The organism is Methylocystis sp. IM3 (assembly GCF_038070105.1).
In the GTDB taxonomy this organism is placed as follows: domain Bacteria; phylum Pseudomonadota; class Alphaproteobacteria; order Rhizobiales; family Beijerinckiaceae; genus Methylocystis.
Map to the genome: position 1 here is coordinate 712368 of NZ_JBBPBZ010000002.1, position 14852 is coordinate 727219.

Consider the following 14852-nt stretch of genomic DNA (forward strand, 5'->3'; position numbering starts at 1 on the left):
TTTCCCCGTCAGTTTTCGCGCTCGCCCATGAATGGCGGCTGAACGCTGCATCAGGGCCGCAGCATGGTTTGCTATCATGGCGGCCCTGAGCGGCCTGCGCAAATCTAGCGTCTTGTGCGTGGCGCGCTGAGCTGGCCGGGCGGCGTCGTGGTCAAGGTGCGCATGACGGCCATGAGGATCGCCGAGCCGACGGCGACGGCGCCCGCCTTGGGATCATTCAGCACGGCGATCCAGTCCGTCGATGCGAGAGCGCCAAAGATGGCGACGAGCGCGGCGGCGAGATAAGTGCGGTATCCGGTCATTTCGTCTCCTTTTCAGGGCTGCGTCAGGGTTTGGTCAGCGGCGGCGAGCGCGCCGCGCAACTGCTCGGCGCTCGCCTGGAGCGCGACCGAGATTTGCTCGATGGCGGCTGCATCCGCCGCTTGGGCATGGGCATAGGCGAGGCTGTGGGACAGATTTTGGATGCGATCCGCGGCCGTAGCCATCAGCGCGCAAATGTCCTCGACGGCCGCGGTCAGATGATCGAGAGCTGGCATGTTTCTACTCCTCAGGTTGTGACGGCGCGGATCACCAAGTGGCCGCCTGGAAATGCATGGGATCGCAGTCGCCCTCGGCACCGCGCCAGATGAGGCCGCAATCCTGAAAGGCGCGCGCGGCTTCGAGCGGGATGAAGCCCGGGCGCCACTTGGAGGGGAAAGGGTTGTGTTCGGGGTCGATGTCCAGCGCGGCGCCGTAGCTGTGGATCGACCAGCGTTTCGTCGACCCGCGCATGAGCCGCACCATGAGCGAGCCGCCCGTGAGATGCAGGCGATGGGCTTCTATGTTCTTTTGCGATCCATAGAGCCGCTTTATCGCAAGCAGCGCCTCGCCGAAGGCGTCTCTGCATTTTCGGTGGAAACGCAATCTGGTTACGGGCGGCCCCCATGAGTATCGCATCGCATAGGGTGGCGCGAGGTCGACGATGTTTTCTCGCTCCCACCCCGGATCGACCGAGCTGTGCAGCACGGGGTCGCCATAAAAAGCGATCAACTCCTCGACCTTTCGCTCGTTGGGCCAATGCATGGCTGAAATCCTTTTTTGTTCGGGAAAGGCAGACTCAGGCGCGGATCGTTGCGGCGATCCGAAAAAGGTCGTCCAGCGCCGCTTCGTCGATTTCAAAGACTCCGGCCAGCGCCTGGACAAGAGCGCCCGCGCGATCCACTTCGGTCGCATATTCCCAGGCGAGGGCGAGGGTGGGCTCGCTGAGCTTCTGCCCGTCGATGTAGGAATCGACGGCGTCGAGTAGGGATTGCTCCTCGCCCGCCGGACGCCGCCGCATGGCTTCGCGCGCCTGAAACATCGAAACGATCTGAGGGGCGCCTATCGCCTCAGGCGGAGGCGAGAAGGTCTCGCCGTCATACCTCCATCCGGGGCCGGCCCGGGTCGAGGGGATGGCGCGCAATCCCGTTTCCGGGGCAAAGTCGGCGTTCGCTTCGATGACATTGACGACCGTTCGGTCCTGCACGAGTGCAAGGCGCATGTGAGGCTCCTCTAGAAATACTCGATGATGATCGCGAAGCCCGCCGCGCCGGATCCGCCGGCGCCGCCCGATCCGCCATTGCGGGCCGCGCCGCCGCCGCCGCCGCCGCCGGACGGAAATCCGCCGCCGCCTCCCGCCCCGCTCGCCGTCGCGCCCGATGCGCCGCCGCCGCCGCCGCCACCCGGCTGAGCGAGCGCGCCTGTCGCTGCGGCGAAATTGCCGGGGCCTGCGCCGCCCCCGATCGCGCCGCTCGCAGCGCCGCAGCCTGCGCGCAGATCGACGCCGCTTGGATAGAATGCGCCGCCCGCGCCGCCGTTTGCTGCGACGTTTGCAGCTGTCAGGCCGCCGCCTGCGCCCCCGCCAGACGCGCCGAAATAGGCCGCGCCGCCGCTCGCGCCAGCCGAGCCGTCCGCGGGCGCGCCTCCTCCGCCGCCGCCAAAGCCGGGAGATTGGGAAACCCCGCCGCTTGCGCCAGAGCCGCCGGCGCCCTGTCCCGCCGAGCCGGCGCCGCCTGCGACGCCTGATGCGTTGGCCCCTTTTGTGAGACCGGATCCGCCGCCGCCGGCTGACGCCGCCGCCAGGCCGCCGCCAGCCCCGCCGCCGCCGCCCCAGGCCTTCATCAACGAGCCGAAAGCGCTATCGCCGCCCGCCGCGCCACTGAGCCCCGGACTCGAATTTGCCGTCTGGGCGCCGCCGCCCGCGCCGCCCGCGCCGATCACAACCATCTGTCCGCTTCCAATCGCGGCCGCGGGAAAGGAGCCCTTGATCCATGCGCCTCCGCCTCCGCCACCGCCGCCGGACGCAGCCGCGTTTTGCGCCTGCCGGCCTCCCGACCCGCCGCCGCCGCCGCCGCCGAAGAGAATGACATCGGCGAAGCGAAGGCCCGGCGAGGGCGAGTAGAGGCCGCTCGTCCTGAAGGTGGAAATCCGGGTCGGACCTCCGCTGGGAAAGGAAAGAGCGCCGGTCGCGCTGTCTATGACGAGGCTCTCCCGCCAGGATGCGCCGTCGGCGGAGACCTTGATGCGGAAATTGTCGTCTCCCGCCAGGCCCGTCTCCGCGCGTCCCGAATAGTTGGACTGGTAGACTTGTGAAACCGTTCTGGCGGGCGCTTCCTTGTTCAGGGAAAGCCGCAGATCGCCGCTGCCGCCCTCTCCCCCGGTTCTTGCGGCGAACAGCGCAGCGTTCAGCTTCGCCGAGAGCGGATTGCCGGCGTCGGCGGTCGTTCCCACGCCCAGCCGCGACAGGTTCTGCAATTCGCGCAGGCCCCAGCCGAGGTCTATCCAATCGACGCCGTTGAAAAGCAGCAGCAGAGATTCCGCCGCGACATAGAGGCGCCAGCCAGCGGCTGGCCGCAGGAATGTCCAGTCGCCCGCAAGAAAGGCGGCGACCTGCTTTTCCTTGCCGGCGAAGGCGCCTGTCGATTCCGCGCCGATCAGGAGGCGGTCGCCTTCGCCGGGCGCATTCGGCGGCGTCACGACATTGCGCGCGTTGACCGTGAGATGCACGCTGGCGTCGAGCATCGCCATCGCTTCATTGTGGGTGACGTGTTTCTGCGCCTGCGCCGGCTCGATGAGCGGCAGCGCCAGATGGGTCGTTTCAGTCATGGATGGGTCGCCTATTGGATGGTCACAGTTCCAGTGAACGGAAAACCGCGCCCCACACTGGCGCTCATCTGATAGAGCGAGAGTGTGAGGGCGCTCTGCGGCGCGCCGAAGTCTGCGAGCTCCTGCGCCGCCGGATAGAGAATTGACGTTGTCTGCGTCAGGAGAACGCGCTTGCCCGCGGGCAAGACGATCTCTGCCTCATAGGCCTCGCTCATCTCTCCGAGTGGAATGTCGAGGGTCTCCCAACTGTCGGACTCGATGCGACCGCGGCGCAGGAAACCGATCAGGACGCCTGCCTCCGTCCGCCTTGCGCGGACGCGGGTTGGCGCATAAGGCATGAGCGTCTTGCGGCTCGCCGTGGCCGTCGCGCGCACATAGAGCGGATCGGCGAAGTTCCTATGGGCGGGTCCGATGGCATAGACGATCGGCGCGCCCATTTCGTCCGCCTTGCGCGCTAGGGGCGCGAGCGCGTCGTCGAGCAGCACGACCGTGGAGCCGGCGGGCGCGGCTCTTCGCGCGAGATGGTTTGCGCCGCCGAGGCCACGGAGGAGCCGCGAGAGGCGATAGGTTCTGTCGCCGACGAGCTCCGCCCGTGCGAAAGCGAAAATTTCCCATTCGCCGTCTGCGCCCTGAATGGCCATTGCGGTCTTGCCCGCAAGCGCCGTCAAATCATCGACAGAGGCGAGCTGGCCCGCGCCGAAGCGAACGGTCACGCTCGATCCGCGGTCGAAGCGGCCGACGGGTCCCGGCGGCAGACTGTCCAGCGTATCGCCGATTGTCGCCCGCTTCTCGATCATCCCGATCGTCTCGGCGGATCCTCCCACGGTTTTCACAATGGCGAGGGCTCCGGGCCAGGGATCGGCGAAAGCCGCGACATGAGAAAGCGCCTCCCCGCCGCGCGCCATCGCCAGATCGAGCACGACGACGCGCGGCGGGCCGAAGATATCCGGCGCCGGCGTGGGAGTGCGCTTGGTCCTGGGCGCCGGCGCGTCATAGACGGAGGCGTCGATCGCGCGGGCGCTGACGCGCCGGGCGGCGCCGTCGGCGATGCGTTGGATCTGGAACAGCCCCGCATCCAGGCGCAGAACATCGCCCGGTTGCAGGCCGATCAGGCCGGGCCGCAGCGTGAATTCCGCTGTTTCACGTCCGATCCAGAGATCCTGCAGCCAGATATCTGCAAGCTTCTGCGCCTCCGCCCGATGCGTGATCACCGCCGCCTGTGCGTCGCTCCGGCGCTCGGAGCGGCCCTCCAGACGGCGCGAAAGAATCCGCGCCATCTGGTAATCGCTCTCGGAGTCGGAGTAGGTGAGCGCGATTTCGCCCGGCAGTTCGCTTTCCTGCGCCCGCGTGAGCGTGACGAGCGACATGCTCTTGCCGGCGACGAGATCGTCGGCGCCAATGTCGCGCACGGGCTTGCGGCGGCGATCGACGAAATCGAACCGGCCGGCGCCGATAACGGCGTCGAATCCGTAAAGCGCGGCGAGCGGGTCGATGGCCTCGCGCGGCGACATCGGCCTGTCCAGCACATAGCCGTCCAGAAAGCCGCCGACTTTCGGGCGCGCGACGGTGAGGCCGGGCGCCTCTACGCCTTGCGCCAGCGCCATGAGAAGACGATCGAGCGGGACGCCTTCGAGCCTTCCATTCAGCCAATGGCCCGTTTCCCAGTTGGGGCCGTCGCTCCAGGCGGCGCTTTGCATCGGAAAGGCGGGAAAAGGCCGTGCGTCCCAGCACCAGACATGAATGCGCGACGGATCGACCATCGGGCCGCCATAGACCGCCGACCGGGGATTCGCCGCGGCGCCGCCCGGTCGCGACGGATCGAAATAGGCGAGCATCGCCTCGATGAAGCGCGCTTGCATCAGGTCGTCCCTGCCGTCGCGCGAAAAATACGGCAGGCCGCTTTCGCTCGAACGCGGATCGGGAAAGACATTCGGCGCATTCGAGCCGCGATCCACGGCGGGGCAGCCGGTCTCGACGATCCAGATAGGTTTGGATTGCGGGACCCATGCCGTCGGCTGCGGGAGTTCGGCGCCGGCGACCCGCTCGTAATGCGGGTTCGACCAGAACGAGACGAGGTCCTTTGGCCGATAGACCCATGGCTTTCCGAGTCCGTCCGTAATCGGCGTGCGCATCTGGGTCTGCCGCGCACGGGCGTCGGCGTAGTGCCAATCATACCCTTCGCCTGAGCAGACGCCCGACATGAGATAGTCGAGATCGTGAACGCTCGTCGCCTCGGCCGCGTCGAGATGCGCCTCTCCGTCGCGCCAGTCGGAGAGCGGCCAGTAAACGTCGACGCCGATGAAGTCGACGGCGGGCGACGCCCACAAAGGATCGAGCGGAAACCGCAGTTCTCCTTCCCGAGGAACATGCGCGCCATATTCCGTCCAGTCCGCGGCGTAGCCCACTTTCGTTCCCGAGCCGAGAATGGCTTTCGTTTCCACGGCCAGGGCCGCCAGAGCCGTGACGAACGGATAGGCTCCCGCCCCCGTGCGCACGCGCGTGAGGCCGATCAGTTCGGAGCCGATGAGAAAGGCGTCGAGGCCCGCCGACCTCAGAAGATTGGCGTAGTGGAGGATGAAGCTGCGGTAACGCCCCGCCAGAGAATTGATCTGCGTCGCCGCGACGCTGGTTCCATCCGGCGAGCCGGCGCGGCCAGGCGCGGGGTCGCAGGTGATGCGGCCCCGCCAGGGGAAGGCCGGTTGATCGCAGGCCTCGCCATAAGGGTCCGGCAAGCCGTTCCCCGCCGGAATATCCATCATCAGAAACGGATAGAAGGTAACGGAGAGACCGCGCGCTTTGAGATCCGCGACGGCGGCGAGCACGGAGGCGTCGCTGGGGGTGCCGCCGAAAGCGGAGCGCCCGTCAATCTGTGACACCAGCCGCGCCGCCGCCCGCGTACGAGCGGCTACGCTCCAATCGGGCGGCCAGGACGCGCCAAGCAGATAGTTGAACTGGCCGATCGTCTTGAAGCGCGCGTCGACACGCGGTGCGATGTCGCAGTATTGCGCCCGCAGATCATCGCCGAACCAGGCGACGACGAGCGCCACGCTTTCGAGATTGGGGCAGAGCGCCTGAAGGGCGTCGATCGACGCCTGCCAGTCGCTTTGGGCCGTCAACTGGTGCCGGTTTTCGGCGTTCGTCGCACCGGGCGACCAGAAATTGAGCTTCAGCGTGGGGAGATAGCCTCCCTCCGTCGCGCCGGGGATGAGGTCGATGGCGCGGATCATCTCGCCGAGACCGGAGACGGGCTTTACGACCTCGAAAGTGAATTGCGGGATCCGGTTGCCGAACGAGGCGAGGGGAAGATTATCGAAGACCACGTAAGCGAGCCCCCGATAGGCTGGAGCATTTTCCGCGCCCTCCTTCGCGGAGATCAGCGGATCGGGCTCCTGGTCTTCCGCTCCCCGATGGATGCGGACCGGCGTCGCCGTCAGATCGAGTTCGGCGCCATCTGCCCAGATGCGGCGCACAAAGGCGATTGGGCCTTCGCAGAGACCCACCGCGAAACTCGCAAAATAGGCGTAAGTGACGCTCACCTGCGGCGCACTGTATGCGCCTCCGCCCCCGCCTCCGGTCCCTTTGCCGCCGCTGCTCGGCGCGCCGGCCTGGATGGAGACATTGGCCTGCTCGAGAAAGCGCGTGGCCCAGATCATCTGACCGCCGATCCGCGCCCGGCCGTAGACGCGCGGAATGCCGGCCCCTTCTGTCGAGGCGACGCCGTCCATGGCCTTCAGGCGCGGCCCGACGCTGTAGCGCGGCGCCGCATGGGTCTGCGGCCCCTGTTCCAGAAGGGAGCCGCCGAGGGCGCCCGCGAGACGGCCTGCCGCGGCGCCAGCCGGGCCGCCGATTGCGCCGCCGACGGCGGAGCCGATGGTCTGGAGAACCAGCGTCGCCATATGTCTCTCTCGAACTTGGGGGGAGGCGTCAGTCGGCGACGCCCGGAAAGGCGAAGACGGCCGTAATGCGCTTGCGCCAATGGGCGCCGATGGCGACTTCCGCCACGCAGGCGCCGCTATGGGCGTGAACCATATGCGTGGAGGAGGTCGCGATCCCGAGGTGCTTCGCCGGCAGATCGTCGCGAAAGCGAAAGACGAGAATGTCGCCGGCGCAAAACCCGCCAGGCGCAGCCGGCTCGAAATGCCGGCCGGCGGCGTCGAGCAAGGTCTCGCAGCCGAGCGCCTCGGCCCAATCCGGCGTATAGGGCGGCGCCTCTTCTGGCTCGTCGCCGATGACCGCGCGCCAGACCCCACGGACGAGGCCGAGGCAGTCGCAGCCGACATGCATGAGCGACGCTTGGTGCAGATAAGGTGTGCCGATCCATCGGCGCGCGGCGGCGACGATTGCCGTGCGTGTGACGCTCATCGGTAGAAGCTCCCGCCATCCATCGCCTGCGATCGAGAATTGGGATAGGCGATCACCCGGTCATTGCCGGGCATATGCAGAAAGCCGCGGAAGTTGACGATGTTGCCGAACTTGTCCCGGCAGGCCGTTGCTGATTTGTCGCATCCCGCCGTCAGCGATACGGCGTCGCCGTTCGCGATGGCGGCGCCGGGCGGCGTCCACAGTGCGATGACGGCCCGCAGACCGCTTTCCTGTCGATGCGATTTGATCGTCGCGCCGGCCCCTCGATTGGCGCCGCTCGTAAAATTCAGCCTGCCGCCGGCGAAGAAGCCCGAAACGAAGGCCCCGGAGAGATCGAGCGTCAGCACGCCGCCGGCGAATTGCGTCACGACCCCTGTCGTCATGAAGGCGCCCAGATCGATCTTGCAGCGCCGGTCCCCAAAATCGGCGTCGCACCCTCTCTGAAAGGTGCGGCCTTGCGTCTGGTCGAAGAAATGCGCGTTCGAGCGTAGTTCCGCGCTGAACGTGTGCTCGCCGCGGCGCACTTCGCCGATCGTGGCCACATCGAGCAAGGTGCGGTCGTTCGCATCCATCCAATCGACGAGCCAGGTCTCGATCGAGGCGTTGTCGTAGAGTCCATTGAGGAGGTCGCGTTCCGACAGGCTGTCATCGGAGAGTGCGCCGGCGGTTTCCGAGGCGGAGACCGAAAGGCCCAGCCCGCTTTCGGTTTCAGAAGCCGAAAAGCCGGCGCTCGCGCGAAAGATAACGCCGTCGAACGAAAGGTCGCGGTCGTGATCGGTGAACCCCATGATGGCTCCGTCACGCCGCGACAGGCGCCAGCAATGGCAAAATGTCGTCGCGCGCGCATCGAGCTTCTGCTGAAGGGAGGCGTTGAGGTCGAGCATGTAGAGAGCCTCTTCAGGGGGCGATTTCAATGATCGGGATTTTGGGAATGGCGCCGGCCTCGAAGGCTTCGAGATCGATTTCGAGAAAATCCGTATCGAACCGCGCCGGCACGTCGAATAGAAAGCCCGCCGTGACAAGAGCGCCCGATGGCGGCGCCGCGCCGGCCGCAAAAGTGACGGCGCCGGTCGTTGCGTCCGCGGAGAACTGCGACGCATTTTTCTCAACGCCATCGACGGCGACGCGCACGCTGCCTGCGACCGGTTTGGCAATGCTCCGCGCATAGGGCGCGAAGGCCCCGCCATAGGTCTTCGTCAGCTGGAACGTTCGTTGCGCGCCGTCGCCGCGCCCGAGAGCCTGGTCCGTCGGCGCCGTCGCGGCGCCCGGCGCGCAGGAGGCGAAATCGGCGCGATCGCGCCAGCGGAAGCCATAGAGGCGCCCGCGCCGCTCTTCGAAAAAGCCGATCACCTGCGAAAGCTGCGCAAGCGTCTTCACGCCATAACCAGCTTCGTACCGCCGGCGTGAATGCGCCCAGCGCGCATTGCGTGATTCCCGGTTCGAGCCGAGCGTCACGATCTCGGTGCGCCGTTCCGGTCCGCCGCGCCCATGCAGAGACACGTCGAGCGGAAAGCGAATTTCGTGGAAGTCGCTCATTGGCGCGCCTTGTCAAAGCTGCCGCTGGCCGCGCGCCACCGCTCGCGCCAGCGCACCCGTGATTTGCGCCTCGGAGCGATGGAAGCTGTCGACGTCCTGCGCGGCGATGTTGACCGTCACCGAGACGGGCCGCCCCTGTCCCCCCTGCGATACTACTCCCAGCCTGCCGTCCGGTCCGCGTGCGAGCGGCATGATCGCCTCCGCGCCCCGTTCCCCCATCAAACCGGTCGAGCCGCCATTGGCGAAATAGGCGGGGCTCGCGACGACGCCCCCTTCCGCGAAAGGCGTGATCTGCGGACTGCCACTGAATGCGTTGCCGAAGAGGCCCTTCAACGAATTTGCAAGGCCGCTCGAAAGCGACTTCGCGCCCTCCTGCAGGGCAAGCTTGGCGAGAGACTGTCCGATCGTCAAAAGCGTTTCATTGAGGCCCTTGCCGCTTGCCGCGGCCGCGCCGAAACCATTTGCGAGAATCTTGCTGGCTTTCTCCCCGGAGGCGCCGATCTGATCGAGGAGATTCTTCGCCGAGGTCAGATCCTGCGTCGCGAACGCCAGCGAGGATTGGCCGAGGTCGGGAAGGTTTGCGCTGTTGTTCATCTTATCTTCCTCCTTGGTCGGGAAAGTCTTTCATCAGGGCGTCGAGCGCGGCGCGAGTCATCGCAGCCGTTCCGCGCCCGTAAACGCCTTCCGCCGCGTGGAACACTTCCCGCGGCGTCATGGACCAGAATTCCTGCGGTCCAAGCCGCAGGACGCCGAGGCCAAAGGCCATCGCGCGCGAAAAGGGAAAGGGCGCGCGCGGGGAGGACACGCGCGCCGACTCGCTTCCTTTCGCGATCAGGCGTCCTGCGGCGATCGAGGGTTTGCAGCGTGCGGCTCCGGCTCGTCGCCGAATGTCGCGGCCAGGAGGTCGGCCGCAATTTGCACATAGCCTGCAAATCCCCCCGATGCTTTCATCCGTGAAACCTCTTCGTCGCTGAGCGCATGGCCTGCTCCGCGCAGCCCGCAGCCAATGATGCGCAGAATGTCGCGCGCCGACAGCCGATTCGCCTCGAAGCGTTCGGCGAGCGCGATGAGATCGCTCGTCCCCATGCCGCTCTCGAGCTCCGCGAGCGCGCCGAGCGTCAGGCAGAGCGTGTAAGGCGCGCCGTCGAGCAGCGCCTCTGTTTCTCCGCGTTTCCGATTGGCCATGAGGCAATTCCTTTCAAATTGCGGTGAACGTCAGCGCGCCCGCTGAGTCGAGCGAAATATCGAAGGTGACTTCGGCTGAATGTTCTCCGCGATAATCGAGATTTGAAATCTGAAACGGCCCCGCAAGCATGCCGAGACCGGGAATGATGATCTGCCAGTCGCGCAGCAGCCCGTCGAAGAATGCTTCCCGTAAGAGCGCATCGGAGGCCTGATCCTTGAAAATGCCGGTTCCCGAAACGCTCGCGCGCCGTACGCCCGCGCCGCCGAGCAACTCTCGCCACCTTCCGGCGGACTCGGCGTCCGTCACGTCGATCGTATCCGCGTTCAGTGCAATGCGACGGGTGCGCAGGCCTGCGACCGTCACGAATGCGCCGAGGCCGTCGCCGATCTTGAGAAGCAGATCCTTGCCTTTCTGTGCGGCCATGTGGTTTTCCAGTTCGTTAGAGATATTCCGTTGTCGCGCGAAACAGCATGACGACGCGCGCAAAGCGCCCACTTGCGTCGCGCTTCGTGCTCATGGAGACAAAGCCAAGATCGACGAGCGCATGATCCTCGAGCGCCAAGGGCGCGCCATCGAGATGATCGACGATCTGCTGGGCGACGCAGAGCGCGGGCCCAAGTCCGCGATCGGTCGAAACAACGGCGAGCGCGAAAAACTGCTCGGCGCCGCGCGATGAAGCTGACGACCAGTCTCGCATCTCCGCGTCGGTGAAAAGCGCGTACGGCGTCTCCGCGCCGCGTGGCGCTTCCTCGTAGATGCGTGGGCCGCCGAGAGCGTCGACGAGTGCGACGTCTTCGAGCAATCGGGCGCGCGCCGCTCTGCGCAGGGCGATGATGGGGGAGGCAGTCATGGCGTCGCTCTCAAGAAAATTCCTCGCACAGGCATTGCAGAAATCTGCGCCTTTCGCCTTTGTCTTCCAGGCTTCTGATCACGAGCTTGCGGCCGCGAAAATCAAATCGCATGTCGCTTTTCAGGTCTGCGCGCCATCGGACCGTCACGGCGTAGCGCCGAAGCTGTTCCGGCCGCTGTTCCACAAACTGTTCGCTCGCGCCGAGCGCGTCGATCTGCGCCCAGACCCTCGCCCGCGGCGCAAAGGTCCGCATAAATCCTCCGAGGTCGTCCGGGACGTCGATCGGCGCTTCTATGGTCACGCGATGGCGCATGGCTGCGACGGTCGGAGGGCTCATGCGAGCCTCGTTCGCCGGAAGGGGGATGCGAGCTGAAGCACGCTTTTCGGCAAGGCGTCATCGCCGTCGTCACCGCGATTTTCCCGCCAATGCGTCGCGAGAACCATGATCGCCCGCCGTAGAGGCTCGGGCGTTTCGTTTGGGCTTGCGCCATAGCCGACAGAAAAGTCGATCTCTATGCCGTCAGCGATTCGACAGGGTGGGGGAGGCGCCGATGTGAATACGAGACATCCGCCGTCGCTGGCCGGTGGAGCGAGGTAGGAGTCGGGCGACAGCGTCTGGGCGAATCCGCCAGGATCATAAACGCGTATGGCTGAGACCGCCTGGAACGGCGAGAAGGGAAGGCGCAGCAACGATCCGCGGGGCCATGTATCCAACATGACCCGCCAGCTCTGGGTCACGAAAAAGCGGCGGGTATAGGCTTCGAGCGTCATGCGCGCCGACACGACGAGCGCCTGAATGAGTTGATCCTCTTCGCTTCCATCCTCGCGCAGCCAGGCCTTCATTTCTGTCAGCGATACGGGTTCGGTCGCGGGCGCGCCGATCAGCACGGGTCTCATGCCGTCTCCTGTTCAGTGCAGGGGGAAGCCCGCGGCGTCCGCCGCGGGCGTCGTGAAAGGTCAGGAAACGCCGAACTTCAGAAGCTTGATCGCCTCGAAGTTCTGCACGCCGCCGCCGACGCGCTTCGTGGTGTAAAAAAGCACATAGGGCTTGGCGGAGTAGGGGTCGCGCAGCACGCGAATGCCGATGCGGTCCACGATGAGATAGCCCCGCTCGAAATCGCCAAAGGCGATGGCCATGGCGTTGGCGGCGGGGTCAGGCATGTCTTCTACCTCGACGACCGGGAAATTCATCAGGCTCGCGGTTGCATCGGCGGTCGCGGGCGGGGCCCATATGTATTCGCCGGTCGTCGTCTTGAATTGACGGACCAGAGATTGCGCGCGCCGTCCCATCAGGAATCTGGCGTTCTGCCGATAGCCGGCGCGCAACGCATAGGCCAGATTGAAGAGGGCGTCCGACGGATAAGTTGCGGGAAAGGCGCCCGCCACGCCGGTCGCCACATAGCCGATGTTGCCCCAGCTCCAGCTGGAGTCGGCGACATTCGTGTAGGAAAGAAACCCTCTCGGCTTGTTGACGCCGTCGCCAGAAACGAAGGCGGTCCCTTCCTGTTCGGCGAAGGCGACCTGCACTTCGTCGGCGATCCACTGTTCGATGTCGACAACGGCGTCGTCGAGCAGCGCCTGGGTCGCGGCCGGCATTGCGTAAAGCTCCATTGCCGGGAAGTTCATGTCAGCGAGTTGCTGATTGGCCGTCTGCGGGCGCGGATCGGCTTCGGCCACCCAACCCGCCGCAGGCCCGGACGTGGAAAAGGCGCGACGCAGCGATTGCGTCGAAATCTCACGCGCGCTGGCGATCGCGCGGATTGGCGAGAACCTCGCGAGACGACGTATAATCTCCCGCTCGGCAGGTACGGGCACGAGATAGCCGCCATCCGCCCCCGAGGTCCGTGACATGGCCTTGGCTTCCAGCGCCTTCAGGCCGCCAGCTTCGCCCGAGCGCATGTAATGGTTGAAGGCGGATTTGTGCTCGCGCGCGCCATGATCGTCAGCGATGGGGCCGCCAAGGCGCGGACGCGACAAATCGAGCGCGAGGCGATCGAGCCGCGATTTGGTCTCGTCGAGCGCCTGATCGATGCGAGTGAGCTTTTCTTCGGTGACGACGTCCGCGCTCATGCGCGTTTCAATCTGAACCAGACGCTCATCATTGACTTCCTTGAAGGCCGAGAAGGCGCGGTTGAGATCGCCGACAATATCGTCGCTCGCGGATTTGATTTCGATAGATGTCATTCATTGCCTCGAATTGAGGGCGCGCGAACGCATAAGCCGTCGGCGCCCGCCAACGACTCAACGTTCTTGCGCGAGGGAGGAATCCGTCTTTCGTTTTTGCTCTGCGTCCGACGGCGCGACGCGGAGCAAAGCAGAGTTCAGCGCCGAAGATCGAGGCGCCGCAGCCGATGTTCGAATCGCAGCGCGGCCTCCTGAGCCTTGAGCCGGACCAGGGCGGCGCGCTGCGCTGCGCCTGTCCGCTCGGGCGCGCGTTTGATCGAATTGATCCGAGCCAGCGTCTGCATGGGGAAGGTCACAACAGAGATCTCCAAAAGATCGATCTCGGCCAAGCGACGCAGCCCGCTCGACTTGTCGGTCGCTACGCGCACCGCGCGAAAGCCGATGGACAGCCCGTCGACTGCGCCGCTGCGAATGAGCGAGAGCGCCTCGCGCGCCCGCGACACCGAGAGATCGAGGCGGCCTGTGACTTTCAGGCCTTTCGAATCTTCGATGATCGTTGACCACACGCCAATCGGCTCCGTGGCGTTGTGCTGCCAGAGCAACTTAACCCCTTCGGCGCCGCGCTTGGTGAGCGACCGTGAGAAGGCGCCCGGCATGACGATGTCGCCGCCCGAGTCGGCGACGCCGAAGAGCGAGGCGTAGCCCTCGATGCGGCCGGCGGTCGTCGCCTGCGCGAGCGCCAGGCTTGCGCGTTTCGTTTCGTGCGATTCCGTCATCCGCGCTCCGGTTCGGCGCCTGCAGGCGAGGGGCTTCGTGCATGCGCCTGCATTTGCGAGAGAAGATTCACGAAGGTTCGAAACACATCGCCAGGATCGTCATGCGGTCGCTGCGCTCGACGCCGCGTGCGCAGCGAGAAGGGCAGCCGTAATTTCAAGTGCGTCATGGGTCGCTCCTGCAACGTCTGTTGAATCGGGCAAGCTCTCGTACGAAGGCGTCGAGGCGACGCGTCGCCTCGCTCACCTCGCGCATGGCCAGATGGGCTTGCGCCGTCGCGACGCTGGCCCAAAGAAAGAGCGCGAGATGCGCAAGATCGCCGCGCTCGAGAATGGCGTTGAGAATGTCGGACAGCGAAAGTTGCTCCTTCCTGATGAAGGGGAAGAGAGGTTTGGAGGGGGCAGTGGGGTCTGCGGCGCACGCGCTCCCGTCCGCGCGTCCGGCGGCAAGGGCGCCGAGCCGGTCGGCGTTATGATCGAAGCCTAAAGGGTCGAATCCCGGTTGCAGCCAGCCCTGAAAGCTCTTCTGCACGCGGGTGACGGGGGGAGAACCGCCTGATGGGCGTTGTCGGGTCCTGCGTAGACGAGCGCGCCGTATGGCCGCGCGGAATTATCGAGCAGCGCCTTGTTCCAGAAGCTCGCGGCATTGTGCGTGTCGAGTGCGACTTGCGCGGCGGGGAGCGGCGCGAAGCCGTAATAGTCGTCGAGCGGGTTGAACAGCTTGATATGCAAGATGGGCTCGACGACCTCGCCCTGCATCTCGTAGCGCGCGTCGGCGCCCTGTGCCCGGTAGACGAAGGCGGCCGGCCATCCGTTTCGACCGGGCTCGACGCTCATGCGACCGGGACGCAGCGCGTAAAGCTCGCGCAACTGCCCGTCGAGCATGACGGACCTGATA

21 protein-coding genes are annotated in these 14852 nt (G+C 65.8%); 1 reads left to right on the forward strand and 20 read right to left on the reverse strand.

The features are described from left to right. Positions 1 to 104 precede the first annotated feature (104 nt). From WOC76_RS05195 to WOC76_RS05285, 19 genes are all read right to left on the reverse strand, one after another. On the reverse strand, positions 105 to 302 hold the full coding sequence (locus WOC76_RS05195) for a hypothetical protein (RefSeq protein WP_341108492.1): 198 nt from the start codon (positions 300 to 302) through the stop codon (positions 105 to 107). A 12-nt stretch (positions 303 to 314) separates the two neighbouring features. Next, positions 315 to 536, reverse strand: coding sequence for a hypothetical protein (locus tag WOC76_RS05200; RefSeq protein WP_341108490.1), 222 nt, complete (start codon positions 534 to 536; stop codon positions 315 to 317). A gap of 31 nt (positions 537 to 567) precedes the next feature. Further along, positions 568 to 1062 (reverse strand): M15 family metallopeptidase, encoded by a 495-nt coding sequence (locus WOC76_RS05205; RefSeq protein WP_341108488.1) that lies wholly within the window; start codon positions 1060 to 1062, stop codon positions 568 to 570. Between the two features lie 34 nt (positions 1063 to 1096). Further along, a complete protein-coding gene (locus tag WOC76_RS05210; RefSeq protein WP_341108486.1) occupies positions 1097 to 1519 on the reverse strand; it encodes a hypothetical protein in 423 nt (140 codons plus the stop codon). A gap of 11 nt (positions 1520 to 1530) precedes the next feature. Continuing rightward, positions 1531 to 3123, reverse strand: coding sequence for a DUF2793 domain-containing protein (locus WOC76_RS05215; RefSeq protein WP_341108484.1), 1593 nt, complete (start codon positions 3121 to 3123; stop codon positions 1531 to 1533). 11 nt (positions 3124 to 3134) lie between these two features. Beyond that, positions 3135 to 7019, reverse strand: a complete 3885-nt coding sequence (locus WOC76_RS05220; RefSeq protein WP_341108483.1) for a baseplate multidomain protein megatron — start codon at positions 7017 to 7019, stop codon at positions 3135 to 3137. A 28-nt stretch (positions 7020 to 7047) separates the two neighbouring features. Continuing rightward, positions 7048 to 7485 (reverse strand): NlpC/P60 family protein, encoded by a 438-nt coding sequence (locus WOC76_RS05225; RefSeq protein WP_341108481.1) that lies wholly within the window; start codon positions 7483 to 7485, stop codon positions 7048 to 7050. Next, positions 7482 to 8369 (reverse strand): DUF2163 domain-containing protein, encoded by an 888-nt coding sequence (locus tag WOC76_RS05230; protein WP_341108480.1) that lies wholly within the window; start codon positions 8367 to 8369, stop codon positions 7482 to 7484. The genes WOC76_RS05225 and WOC76_RS05230 overlap by 4 nt, the downstream gene beginning before the upstream one ends. Positions 8370 to 8382: 13 nt before the next feature. Then, positions 8383 to 9021, reverse strand: coding sequence for a DUF2460 domain-containing protein (locus WOC76_RS05235; RefSeq protein ID WP_341108478.1), 639 nt, complete (start codon positions 9019 to 9021; stop codon positions 8383 to 8385). A 12-nt stretch (positions 9022 to 9033) separates the two neighbouring features. After that, complete coding sequence (locus WOC76_RS05240) at positions 9034 to 9615, reverse strand: phage tail tape measure protein (protein WP_341108476.1); 582 nt, start codon at positions 9613 to 9615, stop codon at positions 9034 to 9036. 1 nt (position 9616) lies between these two features. Continuing rightward, on the reverse strand, positions 9617 to 9826 hold the full coding sequence (locus WOC76_RS05245; RefSeq protein ID WP_341108474.1) for a rcc01693 family protein: 210 nt from the start codon (positions 9824 to 9826) through the stop codon (positions 9617 to 9619). A gap of 26 nt (positions 9827 to 9852) precedes the next feature. Then, positions 9853 to 10206, reverse strand: coding sequence for a gene transfer agent family protein (locus tag WOC76_RS05250; protein ID WP_341108472.1), 354 nt, complete (start codon positions 10204 to 10206; stop codon positions 9853 to 9855). 13 nt (positions 10207 to 10219) lie between these two features. Beyond that, a complete protein-coding gene (locus WOC76_RS05255) occupies positions 10220 to 10630 on the reverse strand; it encodes a phage major tail protein, TP901-1 family (protein WP_341108470.1) in 411 nt (136 codons plus the stop codon). A 16-nt stretch (positions 10631 to 10646) separates the two neighbouring features. After that, entirely contained in the window at positions 10647 to 11057 is a 411-nt protein-coding gene (locus WOC76_RS05260) for a DUF3168 domain-containing protein (protein ID WP_341108468.1), read from the reverse strand. A gap of 10 nt (positions 11058 to 11067) precedes the next feature. Next, positions 11068 to 11394 (reverse strand): phage head closure protein, encoded by a 327-nt coding sequence (locus WOC76_RS05265; protein WP_341108467.1) that lies wholly within the window; start codon positions 11392 to 11394, stop codon positions 11068 to 11070. Then, on the reverse strand, positions 11391 to 11954 hold the full coding sequence (locus tag WOC76_RS05270) for a head-tail connector protein (RefSeq protein ID WP_341108465.1): 564 nt from the start codon (positions 11952 to 11954) through the stop codon (positions 11391 to 11393). Before WOC76_RS05270 ends, WOC76_RS05265 begins: the two co-directional genes overlap by 4 nt. Positions 11955 to 12014: 60 nt before the next feature. Then, positions 12015 to 13241, reverse strand: coding sequence for a phage major capsid protein (locus tag WOC76_RS05275; RefSeq protein ID WP_341108463.1), 1227 nt, complete (start codon positions 13239 to 13241; stop codon positions 12015 to 12017). A gap of 137 nt (positions 13242 to 13378) precedes the next feature. Then, entirely contained in the window at positions 13379 to 13957 is a 579-nt protein-coding gene (locus WOC76_RS05280; RefSeq protein ID WP_341108461.1) for an HK97 family phage prohead protease, read from the reverse strand. A gap of 163 nt (positions 13958 to 14120) precedes the next feature. Next, the gene (locus WOC76_RS05285; RefSeq protein WP_341108849.1) at positions 14121 to 14309 is read right to left on the reverse strand and encodes a hypothetical protein; all 189 of its coding nucleotides are present in this window, start codon (positions 14307 to 14309) and stop codon (positions 14121 to 14123) included. On the opposite strand from WOC76_RS05285, the gene WOC76_RS05290 reads away from it, so the two are divergent. Next, a complete protein-coding gene (locus tag WOC76_RS05290) occupies positions 14262 to 14441 on the forward strand; it encodes a hypothetical protein (protein ID WP_341108869.1) in 180 nt (59 codons plus the stop codon). The two genes, WOC76_RS05285 and WOC76_RS05290, sit on opposite strands and share 48 nt — an antisense overlap. On the opposite strand, the gene WOC76_RS05295 is transcribed toward WOC76_RS05290, so the two are convergent. Beyond that, a complete protein-coding gene (locus WOC76_RS05295; RefSeq protein WP_341431313.1) occupies positions 14438 to 14839 on the reverse strand; it encodes a phage portal protein in 402 nt (133 codons plus the stop codon). The genes WOC76_RS05290 and WOC76_RS05295 overlap by 4 nt on opposite strands. Between the last annotated feature and the right edge of the window lie 13 nt (positions 14840 to 14852).